Source organism: Bacillus piscicola (genome assembly GCF_022458745.1).
GTDB classification, from domain to species: Bacteria; Bacillota; Bacilli; order Bacillales; family Marinococcaceae; genus Alteribacillus_A; species Alteribacillus_A piscicola.
Genome location: NZ_JAJJJF010000004.1, coordinates 186350 through 208102, shown reverse-complemented (window position 1 = coordinate 208102; position 21753 = coordinate 186350). Strand labels below are relative to the sequence as shown.

Annotated in this window: 20 protein-coding genes, 1 tRNA gene and 1 other annotated feature; of the genes, 5 read left to right on the top strand and 16 right to left on the bottom strand. The window is 43.5% G+C overall.

Annotated features, from left to right (window positions below):
• Positions 1-31: 31 nt before the first annotated feature.
• From LOR49_RS09700 to guaB, 8 genes are all read right to left on the bottom strand, one after another.
• Positions 32-598: a TetR/AcrR family transcriptional regulator gene (locus tag LOR49_RS09700; RefSeq protein WP_240376346.1), complete on the bottom strand. Its 567-nt coding sequence runs from the start codon at positions 596-598 to the stop codon at positions 32-34.
• An 81-nt stretch (positions 599-679) separates the two neighbouring features.
• Complete coding sequence (locus LOR49_RS17490) at positions 680-802, bottom strand: hypothetical protein (RefSeq protein WP_275899601.1); 123 nt, start codon at positions 800-802, stop codon at positions 680-682.
• Between the two features lie 182 nt (positions 803-984).
• Positions 985-1077: transfer RNA gene (locus LOR49_RS09695), tRNA-Ser, on the bottom strand.
• 157 nt (positions 1078-1234) lie between these two features.
• Positions 1235-2512, bottom strand: coding sequence for a serine--tRNA ligase (gene serS / locus LOR49_RS09690; RefSeq protein WP_240376345.1), 1278 nt, complete (start codon positions 2510-2512; stop codon positions 1235-1237).
• A gap of 357 nt (positions 2513-2869) precedes the next feature.
• Positions 2870-3089: a binding site (T-box leader), on the bottom strand.
• A gap of 26 nt (positions 3090-3115) precedes the next feature.
• A complete protein-coding gene (pdxT, locus tag LOR49_RS09685) occupies positions 3116-3709 on the bottom strand; it encodes a pyridoxal 5'-phosphate synthase glutaminase subunit PdxT (protein ID WP_240376344.1) in 594 nt (197 codons plus the stop codon).
• A 38-nt stretch (positions 3710-3747) separates the two neighbouring features.
• Complete coding sequence (pdxS, locus tag LOR49_RS09680) at positions 3748-4632, bottom strand: pyridoxal 5'-phosphate synthase lyase subunit PdxS (RefSeq protein ID WP_240376342.1); 885 nt, start codon at positions 4630-4632, stop codon at positions 3748-3750.
• Positions 4633-4725: 93 nt separating this feature from the next.
• Complete coding sequence (locus LOR49_RS09675; protein WP_240376385.1) at positions 4726-6042, bottom strand: D-alanyl-D-alanine carboxypeptidase family protein; 1317 nt, start codon at positions 6040-6042, stop codon at positions 4726-4728.
• 198 nt (positions 6043-6240) lie between these two features.
• Positions 6241-7698, bottom strand: a complete 1458-nt coding sequence (guaB, locus tag LOR49_RS09670) for an IMP dehydrogenase (protein ID WP_240376340.1) — start codon at positions 7696-7698, stop codon at positions 6241-6243.
• Positions 7699-7920: 222 nt separating this feature from the next.
• Between guaB and LOR49_RS09665 the strand changes: the two genes are divergently transcribed.
• Positions 7921-8646 (top strand): YaaC family protein, encoded by a 726-nt coding sequence (locus tag LOR49_RS09665; RefSeq protein WP_240376338.1) that lies wholly within the window; start codon positions 7921-7923, stop codon positions 8644-8646.
• Between the two features lie 163 nt (positions 8647-8809).
• Here LOR49_RS09665 and LOR49_RS09660 read toward each other — a convergent pair whose 3' ends face one another.
• The 8 genes from LOR49_RS09660 to dnaA all read right to left on the bottom strand — a co-directional run bounded on the left by LOR49_RS09660 (position 8810) and on the right by dnaA (position 19011).
• Positions 8810-9895: an HD-GYP domain-containing protein gene (locus LOR49_RS09660; RefSeq protein ID WP_240376336.1), complete on the bottom strand. Its 1086-nt coding sequence runs from the start codon at positions 9893-9895 to the stop codon at positions 8810-8812.
• A gap of 136 nt (positions 9896-10031) precedes the next feature.
• Positions 10032-12515: a DNA gyrase subunit A gene (gyrA, locus tag LOR49_RS09655; RefSeq protein WP_240376384.1), complete on the bottom strand. Its 2484-nt coding sequence runs from the start codon at positions 12513-12515 to the stop codon at positions 10032-10034.
• A gap of 110 nt (positions 12516-12625) precedes the next feature.
• Positions 12626-14563 carry a DNA topoisomerase (ATP-hydrolyzing) subunit B gene (gene gyrB, locus LOR49_RS09650; protein ID WP_420830423.1) on the bottom strand — a complete coding sequence of 646 codons (1938 nt, stop codon included), beginning with the start codon at positions 14561-14563 and terminating at the stop codon, positions 12626-12628.
• 2 nt (positions 14564-14565) lie between these two features.
• Positions 14566-14853 carry an extracellular matrix regulator RemB gene (gene remB, locus LOR49_RS09645; protein WP_240376333.1) on the bottom strand — a complete coding sequence of 96 codons (288 nt, stop codon included), beginning with the start codon at positions 14851-14853 and terminating at the stop codon, positions 14566-14568.
• A gap of 10 nt (positions 14854-14863) precedes the next feature.
• Positions 14864-15985, bottom strand: coding sequence for a DNA replication/repair protein RecF (gene recF / locus LOR49_RS09640; protein WP_240376331.1), 1122 nt, complete (start codon positions 15983-15985; stop codon positions 14864-14866).
• A gap of 10 nt (positions 15986-15995) precedes the next feature.
• Entirely contained in the window at positions 15996-16220 is a 225-nt protein-coding gene (yaaA, locus tag LOR49_RS09635; RefSeq protein ID WP_240376329.1) for a S4 domain-containing protein YaaA, read from the bottom strand.
• A gap of 141 nt (positions 16221-16361) precedes the next feature.
• Positions 16362-17504 carry a DNA polymerase III subunit beta gene (dnaN, locus tag LOR49_RS09630; protein ID WP_240376326.1) on the bottom strand — a complete coding sequence of 381 codons (1143 nt, stop codon included), beginning with the start codon at positions 17502-17504 and terminating at the stop codon, positions 16362-16364.
• A gap of 157 nt (positions 17505-17661) precedes the next feature.
• Complete coding sequence (dnaA, locus tag LOR49_RS09625; RefSeq protein ID WP_240376325.1) at positions 17662-19011, bottom strand: chromosomal replication initiator protein DnaA; 1350 nt, start codon at positions 19009-19011, stop codon at positions 17662-17664.
• Between the two features lie 630 nt (positions 19012-19641).
• Between dnaA and rpmH the strand changes: the two genes are divergently transcribed.
• The 4 genes from rpmH (at position 19642) to jag (ending at position 21718) form a co-directional block, all read left to right on the top strand.
• Positions 19642-19779, top strand: a complete 138-nt coding sequence (gene rpmH / locus LOR49_RS09620) for a 50S ribosomal protein L34 (protein ID WP_240376324.1) — start codon at positions 19642-19644, stop codon at positions 19777-19779.
• Between the two features lie 83 nt (positions 19780-19862).
• Positions 19863-20207 carry a ribonuclease P protein component gene (gene rnpA / locus LOR49_RS09615; RefSeq protein ID WP_240376322.1) on the top strand — a complete coding sequence of 115 codons (345 nt, stop codon included), beginning with the start codon at positions 19863-19865 and terminating at the stop codon, positions 20205-20207.
• 114 nt (positions 20208-20321) lie between these two features.
• Entirely contained in the window at positions 20322-21098 is a 777-nt protein-coding gene (gene spoIIIJ / locus LOR49_RS09610) for a YidC family membrane integrase SpoIIIJ (protein WP_240376321.1), read from the top strand.
• The gene (jag, locus tag LOR49_RS09605) at positions 21095-21718 is read left to right on the top strand and encodes an RNA-binding cell elongation regulator Jag/EloR (RefSeq protein ID WP_240376320.1); all 624 of its coding nucleotides are present in this window, start codon (positions 21095-21097) and stop codon (positions 21716-21718) included. The genes spoIIIJ and jag overlap by 4 nt, the downstream gene beginning before the upstream one ends.
• The last annotated feature ends 35 nt before the right edge of the window (positions 21719-21753 follow it).

Genomic DNA, 21753 nt, shown 5'->3' with positions numbered 1-21753 from the left:
TCCATTCCTTCTCCCCAAAACTCATTATTAATTAGTGAGGCAGCATTCTCATGACGACCTCAAAGATAGCTTGTTTTAGCTGCGTTTGGTTAATTTTCTTATTTCCCGCAATATAATAGCGGTCGGCTGCATTTTCGATGACATCCACGATCATAGGAATCAAAATCATCTTATCGTTGTTGTGGTAGTCTCCTTCCAAATGTTCTTCGAGCCATTGATAGTAGGGAGCATATATTGCTTCCCAGCGGTCAAAAGAATTATAAAATGCAAGCCCCGCATAACAAAATGTGATGACATCCTTATATATTTCTGTCATCTCAAAGGTCACATCGATCAGATCCTGCATGAGCTTGGCAGGCTCGGTATGTGGTTCTGTCCGTTGTTTCATCTTGTTTAATGTCTCTTGTACAATGTTCTCCGCAAGTGCCGGAATCACTTCATTTTTTGCGGTGAAATACGTATAAAAAGTTCCATGAGCAACGCCCGCCTGTTTCGTAATAGCAGAAACGGACGCTTTCTCAAAGCCCTTTTCCTGCATCACCACGACAGCTGCATCCAAAAGAGCCTTATATGTTGATTCTGTTTTTAATTTATTCATACATCCTCCCGAAAGTTGACTGACTGTCAGTCAATTATACCGATCAAAGAAGCAACCGTCAAGCTGCCCCCATTGTTGGTCTCATTGTGCGTTGTGTGACTGGTCAATCATTTTTCCCCATCTGTATGTACCTTCTTCCACTTCCGCTAGCGAGGCAAACGCATAAGAGACTCGAATAAACTGACCTGTTTTTTCTGCGGGCATGGCCACCTACATTTAGGAAGCAGATATATCACACTAAAAAACTGCCAGCTTGAATTGGCAGCTGACAGTACTTATATAAAATGTAGTATAAAGCTGAATGAAAAGTAAAAGCATAACCGGGCATTTCATGCCGAGTTATGCTTTTATTTATATTCCGTTATAACGTTTGTGTTGTTAAGTAATGGCGGAGGAGGAGGGATTCGAACCCCCGCGAGCCGCAAAGCCCCTGGCGGTTTTCAAGACCGCTCCCTTCAGCCAGACTTGGGTACTCCTCCGTTTGCTTTCTTTTTTGCTGACAAAGATAATACTAACATAGTGATTTTAAGGAAGCAAGGTATTTTCTCAAAAATAAACAAAGTTTTTTCATACAGCATACACGTTTGCATAAAAGAAAAGCACCCTCGGGCGTGATTGCCCGAGGAGCGATTATATTTATTTTCCGATGAATTCTTTATTTCCCATATACGGCCGCAATGCATCCGGAATACGGATCGTACCGTCTTCTACCTGGTAATTTTCCATAATAGCAGCAACTGTTCTTCCGAGTGCCAGTCCTGATCCATTTAACGTATGGACATGCTCTGCTTTTGCTTTGCTGTCGCGCTTAAAACGAATATTGGCACGGCGCGCTTGGAAATCTTCAAAGTTACTGCAAGACGAAATTTCCTTATAGTCATTGTAGCTTGGCAGCCATACTTCAATATCATACTTCTTCGCAGCTGTAAATCCAAGGTCCCCCGTGCACATATTCATCACCCGGTAAGGTAGCTTGAGTAGCTGAAGCACTTTCTCCGCGTGACCGGTTATCTTCTCCAGTTCGTCATAAGAATCTTCCGGCTTAACGAAACGGACGAGCTCTACTTTGTTAAATTGGTGCTGGCGGATAAGGCCACGTGTATCCCGGCCAGCTGATCCTGCTTCAGAGCGGAAACAAGCACTGTAGGCAACATATGCAATGGGAAGTGAGGTACCGTCTACTATTTCATCACGATGAAAGTTAGTAACCGGTACCTCGGCAGTTGGAATGAGGAAATAATCTTCTTCCCGAATGCCGAATGCATCCTCTTCAAATTTCGGGAGCTGTCCGGTACCCGTCATGCTCGTACGGTTCACCATGTATGGCGGAATCATTTCCTCATAGCCGTGTTCCTCGGCATGCAGTTCCATCATGAAGTTAATCAACGCTCTTTCTAAACGCGCACCTGCGCCCTTATAAAAAACAAACCGGCTTCCTGTTACTTTGGAAGCTTTCTCAAACTCAAGCATGCCCAGGTCTGTTCCCAGTTCCCAATGAGCCTTCGCTTCAAATGGAAAAACAGGTATGTCCCCCCACTTGCGGGCCTCTTCATTGTCTTCCTCGTCCTCACCGACAGGGACGCTGTCATGCGGGATATTGGGAATCGACAATAGCAGCTGCTGCAATGTTTCTTCGGTTTCTTTTAATTCCGTATCGATTTCTTTTATTTTTTGTGAGACTTCTTTCGTCTCTTGGATAAGATGATCAGCATCTTTCTTTTCCCTTTTCAACTGAGCAACTTCTTGTGATACTTGGTTACGGCGCTGCTTTAACTCTTCCGTCTCTTGGATGAGAGTGCGACGCTTTTTATCAAGATCCTCAAACTTCTCCAAATCCCCAAGGTTTTCTCCACGTTTTTGCAATTTCCTCTTCACTTCTTCAAAATCATTCCGTAACCGTTTCACATCAAGCATTCCAATACCCCCTCATTAATAGATCATAAATGATTTCATACATGATTTCATAAGTGTTAATTAGATAAAAATACGAACAATAATATGAAAACATTATTCATTTACTTTCATAAATATCCATTGTTGATTGTAACGGAAGGCGGCGACTCCTGCGGGAAAAGCAACAGTCCGAAGACCCCACAGACCTGCTTTGCAGGTCGAGGAGGCTGAGGCGTTGCCCGCGGAAAGCGTCCGCCTGCAGTGGAAATCAAATTTTCTATGCTATTTCTAAATTGTTCGGGTTTTAATAAGTGTACGTGACTTATAAAATTGGTTCAAGTTGTTTAACAAAAGAAAAAACCGTCCCCTTCGTTTCATGAAAGGGACGGTTTGTGACCGCGTTGCCACCCAATTTCAGAGAAGGAGCGCCTTCTCTGCTGCTTTGGATCCTGTAACGCGGATAAGACGAAAAGAGTTACGTATCCGTTCACTCTTTCACTCAGGGCGGGATTCTCTAGCGTTCCACAGCCGGTTCACACCAACCACCGGCTCTCTGTATGCGGGTTACACTGATACTTGGGCCCGTCAGCGCTTTTTCACACATATGTTAATGACTGCTTTCCATTAAAGCGCAGCCGTCGTTTTTGCCTCTTTCACCATTTGCGCAAAATAGTGATGGAAACGGCTGTCTGTTGTTAGCTCAGGGTGAAAGGAACATGCCAGCAAGTGACCTTCGCGAGCTGCGACAATTTCTCCCTCATATTCAGCTAAAATCTCAACCTGGTCGCCAACACTCTGAATAAGAGGAGCTCGAATAAACACAGCCTCCAGGTCATCCGCGACTCCTTTGACAGATAAGGTCGTTTCGAAGCTTTCCCGCTGTCTGCCAAATGCATTGCGTTCTACCATCATATCCATAAGCTGCAGATGGCCTTCCGCTTCCCCTGCGATGTTTTTAGCCATCAAAATCAACCCGGCACACGTACCGAAGATTGGTTTTCCAGCTTCCGCGAATGAACGCAGCGGTTCACGAAAATCATATTTATCAATTAACCGGCGCATGGTCGTACTTTCCCCACCCGGAAAAACTAAACCATCTAATTCTTCAAGTTGTTCGGCGCACTTGACAAGGGTAACCTCACAATCAGGAGCTTCTTCTAAGCTCTTCACATGTTCCCGAACCGCTCCTTGTAAGGCCAATACTCCTATTTTTACCATGAGGCGCCCTCCTTTATAAGTGACTAGTCTTGGTGTAATTACTCGCTTCGGTCTTGCATACGCTGAGAAGGATCAAGAGTTGACATTTCGATTCCCTTCATAGCTGTGCCAAGACCTTTAGAAAGCTTTGCAATTAAGTCATAATCTTGGTAATGAGCAGTAGCTTCCACAATGGAGCGTGCAAACTTCTGAGGATTGTCCGATTTAAAAATACCGGAGCCGACAAACACGCCGTCTGCACCAAGTTCCATCATTAAAGCAGCATCCGAAGGTGTAGCTACACCACCTGCAGCAAAGTTAACGACCGGTAATTTGCCGTTTTCCTGGATATCAAGAAGCAGCTCATACGGAGCACCAAGGTTTTTAGCTTCGGTCATCAGTTCGTCTTTGGACATGTTTGTCACTTTCTTCAATTGGGCTTGTACCATGCGGATATGACGAACGGCTTCCACGATGTTTCCTGTTCCCGGCTCTCCTTTTGTCCGCAGCATGGACGCTCCTTCACCGATCCGGCGAAGTGCTTCTCCTAAATCACGGCAACCGCATACGAAAGGTACGGTGAACGCATTTTTATCCATGTGATATACGTCGTCTGCCGGTGTTAGTACTTCACTTTCGTCTATATAATCAGCACCTAAAGCTTCTAGTACTCGCGCTTCTACAATATGGCCAATACGAGCTTTTGCCATGACCGGAATGGAGACTGCATTCATCACTTCTTCCACGATTGTTGGATCTGCCATCCGGGCAACGCCGCCAGCAGCACGGATGTCGGAAGGCACACGTTCTAGTGCCATAACTGCTACAGCACCAGCTTCTTCAGCAACTTTTGCCTGTTCTGCATTGACGACGTCCATAATAACGCCGCCTTTTTGCATTTCTGCCATCCCGCGTTTTACTCTATTTGTTCCTCTGTCTGCCATTTTCCATTCCTCCACTATCTCTTATATATTATCCTTATTATTTTACCATTATGGTAGCTGTTAATAAAGTACTGTTTCATAAGGTTCATTTTATTAGAATAATTCTTTTACAAACGAAGCTGCGCCACTCCACATCTCTCCAAAGAATCCGCCAATACTACGAAGAGAAAGGGAGAACCAACCTGCTTTTTCAACATCCTCTTGAATAACCAGTGGCACTTTTACATTTTCACGCATCTCTTCTTGTAAATATTCATCGTCTTTGTCATTTTCTATTGTGATGAGTCCAACAGCTTGTCCTTTTTTTAGAGGGGCAATCAATTCTCCGTCTTCATTAAAATACTTCTTGTTTAATGTAACAACAGGAGTCATTTTTTCTTTTTGATCTTTTTCTACTAGTACAGACAAGGTGTGACCAGCCGCAACTGTTACGGCATCTTCCTTACCTTTTGATACAGGCAACGCCTTTTTCCCTTTTACAGACTCGCCCTTTTCTATCACTTTTTCATAAGTAAAGGTGTCGAACCCGTAATCAAGGAGCTTTGCTGTTTCTTTAAAACGTGCTTCGCGTGAATCGGTGCGCATAACGACAGAAATGAACCGCATGCCGTCTCTTTCAGCCGTGCCGGTAAAAGCATTTCCGGCCATATCGGTATAACCCGTTTTCAATCCGTCTACACCTTCATAAGCGAAAACACTCCCAGGAAGCATCCAATTCCAGTTTTGCATGTCTATGTAATCTTCTGTTCCTTCTTTAAATGTTTTGGCACGGATACTAGTCGTCTCAAGTGTCTCTGGATACTCTTTTAAGAGATGGTAAGCGAGTGTAGCTGTCGCTCTGGCCGACATCATATTCTCTTCATCCGCTTTTGTCCCTTTCGGATGCTGCCCGTCCATCGATTTATTGTTTAGCCCGGTTGAGTTTACAAACTTGTAATTCTCCATTCCAATTTCTTTTGCTTTTTCGTTCATGAGTTTGACAAATTCACCCTCCGAACCAGCCACATGCTCGGCAAGAGCTATCGTAGCACCGTTTGCAGAATAAATGGCCATTGCCTCATATAATTCTTTGACGGTATACGTTTCATCCTGGCGGAGTGGTACATTGGAAAGGTTGGTTTCCAGCGATAGTTCACGTACCGTGTCACTAATTTTAACCTCGTCATCCCACGCTATCTTCCCGCTTTTAACCGCTTCATTCACGAGGTATTCTGTCATGATCTTTGTCATACTGGCTGGAGGTAAAATAACATCTATTTCATCATCGTATATAATTTTACCTGTCTCTGCGTCTACTAAAATGGCAGATTCCGCCTCTAAATTCGGTTCCTCTGCCAGGGCTGTCCCGCCGCTCACCCATAAAAAGGAAAAGATAACCGAAGTTAACATACTCGTTTTTATCATTTTCATGCTTTTCAAAACCTCGCACCTCCACAATCTGCTTGCACAAACGCTATTTTATCACAGGAATAACCAAAAACATAGATAGCCCAGAGGCCCATTTATACAAAAAGAAAAAGGTCTGCTTTTCAGCAGCCGGCGAGACAGCATATGAGAAAGCTGTCACAACCAGATTGGAAAAGCAGAACCTTTTTCAGCTCTTACCATTTACAAGCTGTAGTTAGGCGCTTCTTTTGTAATTTGAACATCGTGCGGATGGCTTTCGCGAAGTCCTGCATTCGTAATGCGAGTAAAACGAGCATTTTCCCGTAAGTCCTCAAGATCAGGAGTTCCACAGTAACCCATGCCAGCCTGAAGTCCGCCAATTAATTGATGGATCGTTGCCGATAAAGGCCCTTTGAAAGGAATACGCCCTTCGATACCTTCCGGAACTAGTTTTTGACTATTTTCCTGGAAATAACGATCTTTACTTCCTTGTTCCATGGCAGTCAAGGAGCCCATACCACGGTACACTTTAAATTGTCTTCCTTGATAAATGACCGTTTCTCCAGGACTTTCCTCCACACCGGCAAGCAGGCTGCCGAGCATCACAGCATGTCCACCTGCAGCGAGGGCCTTGACGATGTCACCGGAGTATTTGATACCGCCGTCAGCAATGATCGGTACATTGTGCTTGCTCGCTTCTACGGCACAATCGTAGACAGCCGTAATCTGCGGAACCCCGACACCTGCAATCACACGGGTAGTACAGATTGACCCCGGTCCAATTCCTACTTTGACTACATCCACGCCTGCTTGAATTAAGTCGCGAGTGCCCTCAGGTGTAGCTACATTTCCAGCAATTAACACAACATTAGGAAACGCCTCTCTGATCTCCTGGACTTTTTCAAGCACACCCTTTGAATGGCCATGGGCTGTATCAATAACAAGCGCATCTACCCCGGCATTCACTAATGCATCTGCCCGTTTCATCGCATCAGCCGTTACACCGATAGCCGCTCCTGCCAAGAGACGCCCGTGTTCGTCTTTAGCAGAGTTTGGAAACTCAATTACTTTTTCAATATCCTTGATCGTAATAAGTCCTTTTAAGGTTCCGTCCTCTTCTACAAGCGGAAGCTTTTCAATGCGGTGCTTCTGCAGCACTTTCTCTGCTTCATTAAGCGTCGTTCCTACCGGCGCTGTAACAAGGTTCGTACTAGTCATGACATCTTTTATTTTAATAGAATAATCTTCAATAAAGCGCAAGTCCCGATTCGTTAAGATACCAACTAATTTTTGCTCTTCATCTACAATTGGAACTCCGGAAATACGATATTTCCCCATCAAGTGTTCTGCATCAAATACTTGACGTTCCGGAGTTAAAAAGAAAGGATCCGTAATAACACCGCTCTCCGAACGTTTGATTCGGTCTACCATTTCCGCTTGTGCTTCAATAGACATGTTTTTATGAATAATGCCGAGGCCGCCCTCTCTCGCTATCGCAATAGCAAGGGAAGCTTCTGTTACAGTATCCATTCCTGCACTAACGATCGGAATGTTCAAATTCAATTTCTCTGTTAACGATGTTTTGACCGACACATCACGTGGATGGATATCGGAACGGGCGGGAACTAACAGCACGTCATCAAATGTCAAACTCTCTTTCACAAACTTATCTTCTCTCACAGCATTATCATCCTTTCTTCCTAATATAGATTTTTTACCGTGCCTTTTAGTCATGTACGACAGAACTCATAAATACGGGGGGAGCTGTTCATACTAGTAATGTGATTAAAATCAAGACTTTATCATGAGATTTCCTAATATCTTACCATTTTTTTAGAATGGGAACGATAAAAAGAAATAAGTTTAAACTTTCTAAATTATTACATGCAAGGACGGTCTACATTGGCGACACATGACGACATAACACGACTTTTTTCGTACTATGCACCATATGAATCTCAAGAGTTTTTATGCCATTGGTTAAAACAGCAATACGAGAAGCACCCCGACTTTTATCAACAGGCTGCCACCCAAAGTTATAATAATACTCCCGTTTTTCACTATGAGTGGATGATCGGCCGCTCTTATTGGAAAGAGGGACTCAGAGCCCCTTTAATGATTAAACCACTACTGTTGTTCTACGGGATGACCCATTTATTAAAAGGCATTATTTTACTAGAGGATCCAGTTTATCCTGCTAGTGCAGAAATGCTTGCACACGGTGTGACTACACGAAAAAGAAAAAGAAAAGGCTATACATTCCTGGAGGATGAGATAAAGATACAAAAGAAAGGGTTTTTTCCGCATTTCTCCAATGTCTTGTTTCACGTGGAACACGCTGCCGGTGAAAAGTGGAAAATGAAAGAACTATTAATGAAAGAAGACAGCCTGTTGGCCCTTTTTCAAAAAATAATAGAGACGGATAATTTTCCGTCTCTCGCAAACGAGCTGCCTGCCGTTTGTACCCATTACCTTCTTCTGTATAACTTAAGTATGATTTCCCGCTATGAAGGAGAATGGTGGGGAGAACTGTTAAGCCAGCAGCAGTCGTTAGATTACCCATTTATTAAAAGCTATCTAGAAGCTGCCGGTACTACTATCCCCAAGCTTTTTCAACCTTATTTTTAGACTGTTAACTGAATCAATTTCATAAGTGCTCACCAGATTATAGATATGCACAATGATTGTAACGGAAAGCGTCCGCCTGCAGTGGAAATCAATCTTCCATGCCAAGTCCAATTTGTTCGGATTTTAATAAATGAATGCTAATTATGAAATTGGCTCAAACTGTTTATTTTACGATAATGTCGCTAATGTGGAGACCTTCTTCCTTTCCAACTTGAAAAACATCTTGGCTGTCTTTCTTGCGTACGAAAGGAGTTGTTATTTCCTTTTGATCGATAAACACAATTTCAGCTGTCTCTCCATTACTTAGTAAAACACTTGTATTTAGAGCGAATGCCAAAAACGCATCCATGAGGATCGAAATCGTTTCGGCATGAAGTTTCCCAAACTGTTTCTTTGCCATTTCTTCGATGACTTGAAAAGGGAGCTGCCTCTTTCGGTATAGGCGTTCGCTAGTCATGGCATGATAGACGTCCGCGACCGCAACCACTCTGCTTAGTGTGTGAATGTTCGCTTCCGTTACGCCTAACGGATATCCGCTACCATTTTCTCGTTCATGATGCTGCAAAACGGCTAGTAATACGTGGTTGGAAATTCCAGGTGTCTCTTTCAACATTTTATAGGAATACGTAGGGTGCTTGTGAAGTTCCTTCATTTCTTTTTCTGACAAGAAACCTTTATTGTAAAGAAGCGAAGGTGAAAGCTGACTCATGCCTGCATCACATAATACCCCCGCCATTCCAGCCTGCAAGCATTCTTTTTTTGGTAAACCAAGCTTCCTGGCTAACGAATACGCTAAAAGGGCAACCGCAACCGCATGATGGTAAAGATATTCTTCTTTTTTATTCCACTTATTTAACACAAAGACGATGCCTGGTTTTTTTTCCACTTCGGCAAAAAGAGGAGAAAGTACCTTACGAATGGTTCCTGTATCGGGTTTTGTTCCTGCTGCCCAGGAGTGGAACATTTTTTTATATGTAAGAACAGCGAGATTGTAGCAGTCAAGAAAACTAGTTTGTTCGGTAGATTCCTTCTCACTTTCTGATTCATTCGTTCCACTCGCGGGTTGGAATGAATTGCCGTTAATCAGCGTCTTTTCCACGTCCACTTCATTTATTAGAAAGGCTTTCAGCACTTCTACATGCTGTTGTGTAATAACTGATTTCTTTCGGATAAGAGGCCGTGACGTGACCGCAAACACATCTTCTTTTACAATACAGCCTTCCTGCAGATCCTTTGTCTTAACCTTCACTAGCCATTCCCCTCTCCTGCCACTTATTCATTGGCTTTATTATACACTTTTCCCAATGATATGGTAAATCGGGGAGACAGACTCCTTCCCAAGATAAAAACAAAACCTCCGGACCGAGGTCCGGAGGTAGTTGCGTTTATTCTTCACCAAGCGGATCATCATCCTCAAGGTCGCTCGGTGTCTCAGTCATATTTTCTTGTATATCGCCAGATTGCTGCTCGTTATCAACTGGTTCTTCTTCGGCTTCCGGCATTTCCACAGGGGCGACAGTCGAAACTTTCTCCCCGTCCCCAAGGCGAATTAACGTGACTCCTTGCGCGTAACGGCCAAGCTTGGAGATCTCCTGTGCTTCAATGCGGATTAACACACCGTGGATTGTCATCACCATAATATCGTGATCATCAGAGATGCAGCGGAGCGCAATCAATTCCCCATTGCGTTCTGTTAAGGTACAAGCCTTAAGACCTTTCCCGCCACGGTTCTGGATCCGAAATTCCTGGATCGGTGTCCGTTTGCCAAAACCGTTATCTGTGACCATGAGTACGTCTTTATCTTCCGACGTAATATCCATGCCGATCACTTCATCATCAGCTTCTAAAGAAATGGCTTTGACCCCTGCTGCGGTCCGGCCCATAAATCGCACGTCGTTCTCGTGAAAATGAATCGCTGTTCCGTGCTTCGTACCAACAATAATGTTTTCATTTCCGTGTGTAAGTCGTACGCCATGCAGTTCATCGCCTTCGCGGACACTAATGGCAAACAATCCGCCCCGTCGTATGTTAGTAAAGGCAGACAAACGGGTGCGCTTGGCGATTCCCTGTTTTGTTAAAAAGAATAAGAACGCATCATCGGAATACTCTTCAACAGGGATAACCGTGCTAATTTCTTCGTCTTTTTCAATTTGCAGCAGATTAATGACAGGTATCCCTTTCGCCGTCCGCTTCAATTCCGGAATTTCATACGCTTTTAATCGATACACTTTTCCTTTATTGGTAAAAAATAAAATCGTATGATGAGAACTTGTGGTAAACAGATGTTCAACGAAGTCATCTTCATTCGTTCCCATTCCTTGAATTCCACGGCCGCCTCTGCGTTGGCTGCGATACGTATCACTAGGCATCCGCTTTATATATCCGTGGTGGGAAATCGTAATGACCACATTTTCCCGCGGGATTAAGTCTTCATCTTCAATATTATTGTCGCCCGCCGTAATCTCCGTTCGACGCACGTCATTAAACTTTTCTTTCAGCTCTGTTAATTCCTGGCGGATAATTTCCAAGACCCGCTCTTCACTCGCTAAGATAGCCTTTAATTCCTTAATTCGCTCAATAAGTTCTTGATATTCTTGTTCAATTTTGTCTCTTTCAAGGCCGGTTAAACGCTGGAGACGCATATCAAGAATAGCTTGGGCTTGTTCATGGCTGAGTGAAAATTTCTCCATTAAGCCGTTTCGGGCAATATCTGTCGTTTCGGAACTGCGAATCAGTTCAATTACTGCATCTAAATGGTCAAGAGCAACACGCAGTCCTTCCAAAATATGGGCGCGTGCTTCCGCTTTTCTTAACTCAAAAGCGGTCCGGCGTTTAATCACTTCTATTTGGTGTTCTAAATAATACTCCAAACACTGTTTTAAGTTCAAAACTTCTGGACGGCCATTTACTAAAGCAAGCATATTAATACCGAAGCTTGTCTGCAGGGCTGTCTGCTTATACAGGTTGTTTAATAATACGTTGGCATTCGCGTCCTTCCTCACTTCAATCACAATGCGCATACCGTTACGGTCTGATTCATCGCGGAGGTCTGTAATCCCGTCGATCTTCTTTTCCCGAACGAGCTCGGCAATTTTCTCGATGAGCCGTGCTTTATTCACCTGGTAAGGGAGCTCGTCTACAATGATCATTTCTTTGCCGCTCTTCTGTTCCTCAATGTAAGCATTGGCTCGAATAATGATAGAACCCCGGCCCGTTTGATAAGCCCGTCTAATACCGGATCTTCCCAGAATAGCTGCTCCTGTTGGAAAATCCGGTCCAGGGATATATTCCATTAGTTCTGGTATACTGATTTCTGGATTTTCACTGAGGGCAAGCACCCCATCTATGACTTCCCCCAGCTGGTGAGGTGGGATGTTTGTTGCCATACCAACAGCAATTCCAGCTGCCCCGTTCACAAGTAGATTAGGAAAACGTGCTGGTAAAACGATCGGTTCTCGTTCATTTCCATCATAGTTATCTTGATAATCTATCGTATCTTTATTAATATCACGAAGGATCTCCATCGAAATCTTAGACAATCTTGCTTCGGTATAACGCATGGCTGCTGCCGCATCTCCATCAACCGATCCAAAGTTGCCGTGACCTTCTACAAGCATATAACGGTAACTAAAATCTTGCGCCATCCTTACCATTGTTTCATAGACAGCTGAGTCACCGTGTGGGTGATATTTACCGATAACATCCCCCACAATACGTGCTGATTTACGGAAAGGTTTATCAGGCGTCATTCCCAGTTCGTTCATCGCGAATAAAATCCGGCGGTGTACCGGTTTTAAACCGTCTCTTACGTCGGGCAGTGCCCGGCTGACGATTACACTCATCGCGTAATCCAGAAAGGATGTCCGCATTTCCTGCCCAATATTTATTTCCGTTACTCTTGATTGATTATCCGCCAACCCCTGTCACCTCCAATTTCTAGACGCTTCTGCCAGTTTCGCTCCTGCATTATTATTGCAGCCTATATATCTAAATTTTTGACATAATGAGCATTTTCCTGAATAAAGTCACGCCTTGGTTCCACACGGTCCCCCATCAATGTTTCAAAAATCTCATCTGCTATCATCGCATCCTCTAGATTCACTTGGAGGACGGAACGTGTATCCGGATCCATCGTCGTCTCCCAAAGTTGGGATGGATTCATTTCTCCTAAACCTTTATAACGCTGATAGCTTGGTTTGGGCTGTGCCGGCAGCTCGCTTAAAATCTTTTGCAGTTCTCTTTCTTCATAGGCGTAAAGAATTTTCTTGCCTTGAGTAATTTTATAAAGAGGCGGCTGCGCAATATAGACATACCCTTTTTCAATTAATGGTCTCATATATCGGTAGAAGAACGTTAACAGGAGGGTACGAATATGGGCACCGTCCACATCCGCATCAGTCATAATAAACACTTTATGATAGCGGGCTTTTTCGATATCAAAGTCATCCCCGATCCCGGTTCCGAGCGCAGTTATAATCATACGGATTTCATTATTAGCTAAAATCCGGTCTAATCTCGCTTTTTCAACATTAATAATCTTCCCCCGCAGAGGCAGGATAGCCTGGAAATGCCGGTCTCTTCCTTGTTTAGCAGACCCTCCTGCCGAATCGCCCTCCACGATATAAATTTCACTGATAGCAGCATCACGAGAAGAACAATCAGCTAACTTCCCGGGAAGAGAACTTACTTCAAGAGCATTTTTACGCCGTGTCAATTCACGGGCTTTTTTCGCCGCATCACGCGCTCTGGAGGCCATTAACCCTTTTTCTACGATTTTTTTTGCGGTATCTGGATTTTCGGATAAAAAACGTGAAAAGTACTCACTAAACAGGGAGTCTGTAATGGTCCGCGCTTCACTATTACCTAGCTTTGTTTTCGTCTGCCCCTCAAACTGAGGATCCGCAATCTTCACAGAAATAATTGCCGTCAGGCCTTCCCGAACGTCATCGCCAATTAAATTGGGGTCATTTTCCTTGAATAATTGATGGGTTCGGGCGTAATCATTAATAACACGTGTAAGTGCTGTTTTAAAGCCGGACTCATGGGTACCGCCTTCATGGGTATTAATGTTATTGGCAAAAGAGTAAATATTACTCGTATAGCTTGTATTATATTGTATGGCTGCCTCCACTTGAATGGTTGCTTTTTCCCCTTCAATAAAAACAGGTGGTTCATGAAGCACTTCTTTCTTCCGGTTAATATACTCAACAAAAGAAGCAATACCGCCTTCATAATGGTATTCGACTTCCTCTTTATCCGCATCGCGCTTATCGTTAAGGGTAATATGCAGACCTTTGTTTAAGAAGGCAAGCTCCCGTAAGCGGGTAGCCAATATGTCGTATTCATACTCGGATTCCTCGTCAAAGATCTGGAAGTCCGGCTTGAAATGAATCTTTGTACCTTGAATGTCGGTCTCCCCAATTACTTCCAAGTCATGCTGGGGAACGCCACGCGCAAACGGTTGGTAATAAATATGCCCATCGCGGTGTACCTCCACTTCAAGCTTTTCAGAAAGAGCATTCACGACAGAAGCACCGACACCGTGAAGGCCCCCTGACACTTTATAGCCGCCCCCGCCAAATTTCCCGCCTGCATGCAGAACGGTCATAATCACTTCAACAGCTGGTCTGCCCATTTTTTCATGAATACCGACCGGTATGCCGCGGCCATTATCTTGAATGGTAATACTATTATCGGTTTCTATTGTCACGGATACATGGTCACAGTAGCCGGCCATCGCTTCGTCAATGCTGTTATCTACAATTTCCCATACTAGGTGATGGAGACCGCGGCTGCTCGTTGATCCAATGTACATACCCGGCCGCTTCCGTACCGCTTCTAAACCTTCTAGCACTTGGATCTGGTTTTCATCATAGGAGTGTTGATTTGCTGACAATTTCTTCACCTTCGCTTCCATAATCAGGAATCCATGTTCTCCTCTACAGCCTCTTCACTAAAATTCTCAAATCCTGCTATTACTTGTGCCCGCCGTTTAAGCGTCAAGGAGGAGATGGGGGATAAATAAATTTTATCGACTGTAATAATAATGGATTTCGTAAGCTCTTCTGAAATCGTTTCGATATTCTCTTGTTCTTGGCAGGACAAAAACTCCCTCGTAATGGAAGAGGAATCATGTGTATCTTGATCAAGAATGGCGACCACATCTTTGGAGCGGATTACCGTATCTCCTCCCAAGTGGATAAACATGGGTTTCACCTCATTTCACTTGCCTTAGTGTGCCTGCCTCTGCGTAATAGGTGGACGCTTTTTTTAACGTCTGGTGCTCAACACCATTAACACCTGTGGCAGTTACAAACGTCTGTACTTTTCCTTCAATGGCATGAAGTAAGTGAGACTGTCTGTGATTGTCCAATTCAGATAGAACATCATCCAATAATAATATCGGGTATTCCCCGATATTGTCGTTTATTAATTCAATTTCCGCGAGTTTCAACGAGAGGGCGGCAGTTCGCTGCTGTCCTTGTGAGCCGAATGTTTGTACTTCTTTATTGTTAATGCACAAGGATAACTCATCACGATGCGGGCCACTTAACGTTACACCTCTGCGGATTTCATTTTGCCTGTTTTGCATTAGCTTTTCTTTTACTTTTTCTTCTATCATCGACAAATCCATGCCTTCTGATACCTCTGCAGTCGGCACATATGTGAGAGACAGTTCTTCTTTTTCACGGCTTATCTGCCGGTGGATGTCCTGCGACCAAGGAGCAAGCATTCGTAAAAACGAAAACCGGCGTACGATCACTTGGGCTGCTGCTCGAGCAAGCTGGTCGGTTAAGACGTCTAACATCATTTCCTGTTCATGGTCAGGGACGGGGAACATATTTTTCAATAGCTGATTGCGCTGTTTTAAAACCCGTTGGTAGAGGGTAAGGTTATGCAAGTAAACCGGGCTGATCTGGCCAATTTCCATATCAATAAAGCGGCGTCGCAACTGCGGCCCGCCCTTTACAAGATTAAGATCTTCCGGAGCAAACATGACGACGTTAAGGGCGCCAATGTACTCGCTTAATTTCCGCTGTTCCAGACCGTTTACTTTTGTCTTTTTTCCTCTAGAAGAAATAATGACCTCAAGAGATAAGGGACCCGTTTTCCGCGAGATCTCTGCCTCGATTCTGGCAAAGTCTTCTTCCCACTGAATGAGTTCCTTATCTTTAGAGGTGCGGTGAGATTTGGCAAATGCCAATACGTATACAGCTTCCATCATGTTTGTTTTCCCTTGGGCGTTTTCCCCGAGGATTAAATTAATTGTATTATCAACGTCCAGTCCCATCTGTTTATAGTTGCGGAATTGTTTGAGATAGAGTGTGTCAATATGCAAAGAGATCCCTCTATTTTTTTTGTGAAATTATCGTAAAGCTTCCTGCTCCTTCGATGTGGACGTTAGATCCGTCGTATAGCTTTTTTCCGCGCCGCTGTTCCGGTTCGCCATTGACTGAAACAGCATGCTCGGCAAGAAACATTTTCGCCATGCCGCCGCTGTCTATCACACCCGTCTCTTTTAACAACTGTCCGAGTGTAATGTATTCCGTGTCTATTTCAACTGAACGACTCATGCATGATCCTCCCTGACCGCCTCATTGTCATTATTTCACATAAAGAAACGCTACCGTTGTCATTGCTTATTCCATTTTACTAAATAATTGCTCATAAAGCCAATGTTTTAAGTAAAGGTCTCTCACCTTTCGGAGGGCTGCTTAATACGTACGTACTGGGGAAAATAGGTGCAACATTTGCTCGTGATCTGCTGGTTTCAAAACAAATGGACTCATGGCGCCGGTGAAAGCAATGCTGATCACATCGCTGTCAATGACACGAAGGGCATCGATGAGGTTTTTGCCGTTAAAAGAAATACGCAGTTCTTCGCCGTCTAACTCTGTACAGTCAACACGCTCGGTGACTTTCCCTACTTCTACCGAAACAGAAGTGATTTCTATTTGACGGCCGTCTAATGATTTTAAATTCACTACATTATTTTTGGCCTCTCTCGATAAAAGCAGTGCGCGTTCCAATGATTGCAGCAAATCCCTCTTGGATAGTTCAATTTTCGTTTTAAATTGATCTGGAATCATCGTACTCGTTACGGGATACTTGCCGTCTAGAAGCCGAGAAAAGAACAGCAAACGTTCCAGTTTAAATAAAACCTGACTGTCTGTCACGATAATATCCACGAGTTCATCGGTTTCCTCAAGAACTTTATTTAATTCGTTTAAGCTTTTCCCCGGGACAACGATATTTTTAATTTCTAAACTTTCATTATCCGTCTCTAAGCTTGCTTTTCGCATCGCTAAACGGTGGCTGTCTGTTGCAGTACAGAGCAAGATTCCGTCCGCCGCTTCAAGGTTTACACCTGTCAACACGGGGCGTGTCTCCTGGGTGGAGACAGCAAAGACAGTCTGTCTAATCATGTCTTTTAATAACGATTGCGGCAGGCTGAATGTCTGATCCTCCTCCAATGTTGGAAGGCGTGGATACTCTTCTGGATCGAGTCCGTTCAAATTAAAAACGACACTTCCAGATTTCACCGTTGCTGCAAATTGGTCTTTCACAAATATCTCAATTTCCTCACCAGGAAGTTTCTTCACAATGTCCGCAAAAAAACGGGATTGTAAGACGATACTTCCTTCCTCTTTTATTTCTGCCAATTCTCTTTCTTCATCCGCTGCCGGGATAAACGATTCTATCGAAATATCAGAATCACTACCGGTCAATGTAATACCGTGAAAGGTAACATTTAGCTTGATCCCAGTAAGAATAGGGATGGTAGTTCGAGAAGAGACGGCTTTATTGACGTGCTGAACGCTTTGGACAAATTGCTCACGTTGAACAATAAAATGCATACTACATCTCCCTTTAACATATATATATATTTTAATTAATTAGTAGTAGTACTAGTAATAGGGCTTGTGTAAAATGTGGATAATTCCAAAGAAACCTTGCAGGATGAAGTTGTGCACATGTGGATACCTTGTGGATACCGCCGCTCGGTTTTACACACTATGTTTTCAGCTTGTCGATAATTTCTTCAAGCTGTTTTTGCAAGTCAGCATCAGCTGCTAGTAACTTTGAGATTTTCTCATGTGCGTGAATGACGGTTGTATGATCCCGTCCGCCAAACTCTTCGCCAATTTTAGGAAGAGAGGATTCCGTCATTTCCCGTGATAAATACATCGCAATTTGACGCGGGAAGGCAATAGCCTTTGTGCGTTTCTTCGCCTTCAGTTCCTTTACTTGTAACTGAAAGTGCTCCGCTACTATTTGTTGAATGTCAGGAATCGATATCTTTTTCGGTTTGGCACTTGGAATGATATCTTTTAGTGCTTCTGCCGCCAGATCAGCATTCATATCTTGATTAATAAGAGAAGAATAGGCGACTACCCGTATTAACGCTCCCTCTAACTCTCGTATATTCGTATCAATTTGATTCGCGATATAGAGCATCACTTCATTTGGGATATCCAATTTCTCTGCTTTGGCTTTTTTTCGTAATATCGCAATTCGCGTTTCTAAGTCCGGTGGGGTGATGTCCGTAATCAATCCCCACTCAAAACGAGAGCGCAGCCTGTCCTCAAGTGTAGGTATCTCTTTAGGCGGCCTGTCACTGGAAATGACGATTTGCTTACTCTCTTCGTGAAGAGAATTAAACGTATGAAAAAATTCTTCTTGGGTCTGTTCTTTTCCAGCAAGAAACTGAATATCATCAATTAACAGTACATCTACGTTTCGATACTTGTTTCTGAAGATTTCCGCTTTGTTATCACGAATTGAATTAATAAATTCATTGGTGAATTTTTCGGAAGACAGATAGACGACTCGAGCTTCAGGGTTATGATCAATGACATAATGACCAATCGCATGCATCAAGTGAGTTTTACCAAGTCCTACCCCACCGTAGATAAATAATGGGTTGTAAGCTTTAGCCGGGGCTTCTGCAACAGCAAGAGAAGCTGCATGGGCAAAGCGGTTGCCAGAACCGATGACGAACGTGTCAAAAGAATATTTATCATTCAGCATGCTTTTTGGAACATCATCCGTTTGCATGACAGGCGTTTTTGCCAAACGAGCTTCCTGTTCAGCCGCAGCTTCTTCTTCCCCGGTGCTATCTGGGATAACAAACTTAATTTGCAGTTTTGCACCGGTAATATCCTCCAGTGTTTCGGAAATGAAAGTAGAATAGCGGTTTTCCAGCCAATCGCGCGCAAACTCATTTGGAGCGGTGATAATAATTACATCTTCTTGGATTTCAGAGGCCTTTGTGAATTTTAACCACGTTTCATAACTGGGTTTACTCACTTTTTTTTGCATAACCTCTAACGTTTGGTCCCATAAATCAGAAATATTCTCCAACAGCTGCGCCCTCCTTTCAAATATATATAGTAATCGATCCCCTGTTACAGCTTCTGAACGTGATGAAGGCACGAAAGGCTCCCACTCTTTGTGATGAAGAAGGAAGCCTTCACGAATACGTGTGTATATCGATGATGTAAGGGGAGATGGCAATTGCGAATGCAATAGAATAAAGAAGTGTTATGTACATCGTTCACAGGACTGTGGATAGTTCTATCCTAAGGGTGTGGAAAATTATCCACACTGTTATCAACATATGTGGATAATATATTTTTTAGAACTTGTTATCCAAATTAAAAACAAATATATCATACCAAAAAAAAAGACGTGTTACAACGGGATTCGTCATGGTTATCCACAAAATCAATAACTTGTGCAATATTTTCATCCACACCACTATATTATGTGTGTAACTTGTAGATAAACTTGTCGAAAAATGGCTGTGCATCATATTTCGTTATCCACATGTTAGGAACAGATCCCGTTAGAAAGGAGTTAATCATTTTTACGAGGACAGCTGAAAAAATTGGAAGTTTCTTTCGAGGCCTTGACAATTAAATTCATTCCTCTATATAATTTACAGGAATGTCTTGATAGGTTAAGTGTCCTCGAGGGAGGTGCAAGATAAAAATGGGTAAACCAACGTTTAAACCGAACCAACGGAAACGGAAAAAAGTCCACGGTTTTCGTGAACGCATGAGTACGAAAAACGGCCGTAACATTTTGAAAAACCGTCGCCGTAAAGGAAGAAAAGTACTATCTGCTTAAGATCACTGTCTCCCAGTGGTCTTTTTTTTCGTATAGGATAGAACCTAACGCGTGATACTTTGTTTTTTATTAGGGGGTTAGGTGTGAAAAAGGATTATCGCATTAAAAAAAACCATGAGTTCAGCCGGGTATTTGATAAGGGCGTGTCCTCTGCGAATCGTCAGTTTGTCGTTTATGTGCTGGATAAACCAGAGCAGTCTCACTTTCGAGTTGGTATTACGGTAAGTAAGAAAATGGGGAACGCCGTCGTCAGAAACCGTATAAAACGCGTACTTCGGGAGATTCTTCACGAAATCGGCAGCCAGCTTGTTCAGGAAAAAGATTATATTATTATTGCGAGAAAACCGATAGTGGACATGTCATATAAGGATATAAAAAAGAGTTTAAGACACGTGCTGCGGGTTGCGGGCGTATGGAAAGGGAGTTGACCTTGTCATCATCCTTTTTTGTTGCGAGGGGGAATTGATTTGTTCCTTTATTTCTGGCCTGCTCTTCGATAAAATATAGAACATACGTGAAAACTGTCCAAGGAGGAACCTTTAGTGTACAAAAAAATAGGACTGACAGGTATGCTTCTTGCTGCCGTGGTGCTGATGTCCGGGTGTATGGATACGAATCAGCCGATCACCGCGGAAAGCGAAGGTATTTGGAATTCAATATTTGTGTATCCCCTTTCTCTATTCATTATTAAGGTTGCGGAATTTTTTGGTGAAAATTTCGGCTTATCTATTATCATCGTCACCATTATTATACGGACATTGATTCTGCCGCTTATGATTAAACAGACAAAGAGTGCACGTGCCATGCAGGAGATTCAGCCTGAAATGCAGAAGCTAAGAGAAAAATACAGCGCGAAAGATCAGCAGACTCAACAGAAGCTTCAGCAGGAAACGATGAAAATGTTTCAGGAAAAGAATATTAATCCGCTCGCTGGTTGTTTGCCGATCTTTATACAAATGCCGATTTTAATTGCGTTTTACCACGCCATTATGAGAACGGAAGAAATCGGTACCCATACTTTTTTATGGTTTCAGCTCGGAAGCCCTGATTACGTTTTGCCGTTGATAGCAGGGATTACGACCTTTATCCAGCAGCGCATGATGATGGTGCAAGACAACCCGCAAATGAGAATACTTATGTATATGATGCCTTTTATGATTACAGGGTTTGCTTTCTTTTTCCCATCCGCCTTGGCATTGTACTGGGTAGTCGGTAACTTGTTTATGATTACGCAAACCTATTTCATAACAGGACCTGGTGCTAGAAAACGCGCAGAAGCAAAAGCAGAAGCAAAAACGGGGGGAGCGAAGAAAAAGTGAAAACAGTAAAAGTGTCGGGAAAAACAATTGCAGATGCGATCGACGAGGCACTTCGACTACTGGGAACAGACAGCAAAGAGAATGTAGAATATACTGTGTTGGAAGAACCATCCAAAGGGTTTCTCGGCTTTATTGGTGCGAAACAGGCGCTTATCGAAGCGTCTCTAAAACCTGATCCAACGGAAGAAGCCTTTCTTTTTCTCCGGAATGTCATCGAGGCCATGAATGTAGAAGCTGCCGTGGAGGTACGCGAGAATGGGAAAGAAGTAGAATTTCTCTTAAGCGGTGAAGATATTGGAGTTTTGATCGGGAAACGGGGAAAAACGCTCGATTCTCTCCAGTATCTGGTGAACCTTGCTGCAAACCGTCAGAGTGACCGTTATACGCACATCGTATTAGACGCGGAAAATTACCGGGCACGCCGCCAAGAAGCTCTGGTACAGCTTGCTCACCGTCTTGCAGAAAAAGCGAAGCGGATCGGCGGAGAAGTAACGTTAGAACCGATGAACGCCCGCGAACGGAAAATTATCCATGCCGCCTTGCAGAACAAAGAAGGAGTGCAAACACATTCGAATGGCGCCGAACCCCGCCGCCATGTCGTCATTACTCCGAAACGCTAACTGCCCTTCCCGATTCTTTCCTGTAGATATCCATC

Coding starts and splice junctions, on each gene's coding strand:
- rpmH (WP_240376324.1), top strand. CDS start 19,642: ATGGGTAAACCAACGTTTAAACCGAACCAACGGAAACGGAAAAAAGTC.
- dnaN (WP_240376326.1), bottom strand. CDS start 17,504: ATGCATTTTATTGTTCAACGTGAGCAATTTGTCCAAAGCGTTCAGCAC.
- serS (WP_240376345.1), bottom strand. CDS start 2,512: ATGCTTGATGTGAAACGGTTACGGAATGATTTTGAAGAAGTGAAGAGG.
- pdxT (WP_240376344.1), bottom strand. CDS start 3,709: ATGGTAAAAATAGGAGTATTGGCCTTACAAGGAGCGGTTCGGGAACAT.
- LOR49_RS09675 (WP_240376385.1), bottom strand. CDS start 6,042: ATGAAAATGATAAAAACGAGTATGTTAACTTCGGTTATCTTTTCCTTT.
- LOR49_RS09700 (WP_240376346.1), bottom strand. CDS start 598: ATGAATAAATTAAAAACAGAATCAACATATAAGGCTCTTTTGGATGCA.
- yaaA (WP_240376329.1), bottom strand. CDS start 16,220: ATGAGTCGTTCAGTTGAAATAGACACGGAATACATTACACTCGGACAG.
- gyrB (WP_420830423.1), bottom strand. CDS start 14,563: ATGGAAGCGAAGGTGAAGAAATTGTCAGCAAATCAACACTCCTATGAT.
- remB (WP_240376333.1), bottom strand. CDS start 14,853: ATGTTTATCCACTTGGGAGGAGATACGGTAATCCGCTCCAAAGATGTG.
- gyrA (WP_240376384.1), bottom strand. CDS start 12,515: ATGCGGACATCCTTTCTGGATTACGCGATGAGTGTAATCGTCAGCCGG.
- pdxS (WP_240376342.1), bottom strand. CDS start 4,632: ATGGCAGACAGAGGAACAAATAGAGTAAAACGCGGGATGGCAGAAATG.
- LOR49_RS17490 (WP_275899601.1), bottom strand. CDS start 802: ATGCCCGCAGAAAAAACAGGTCAGTTTATTCGAGTCTCTTATGCGTTT.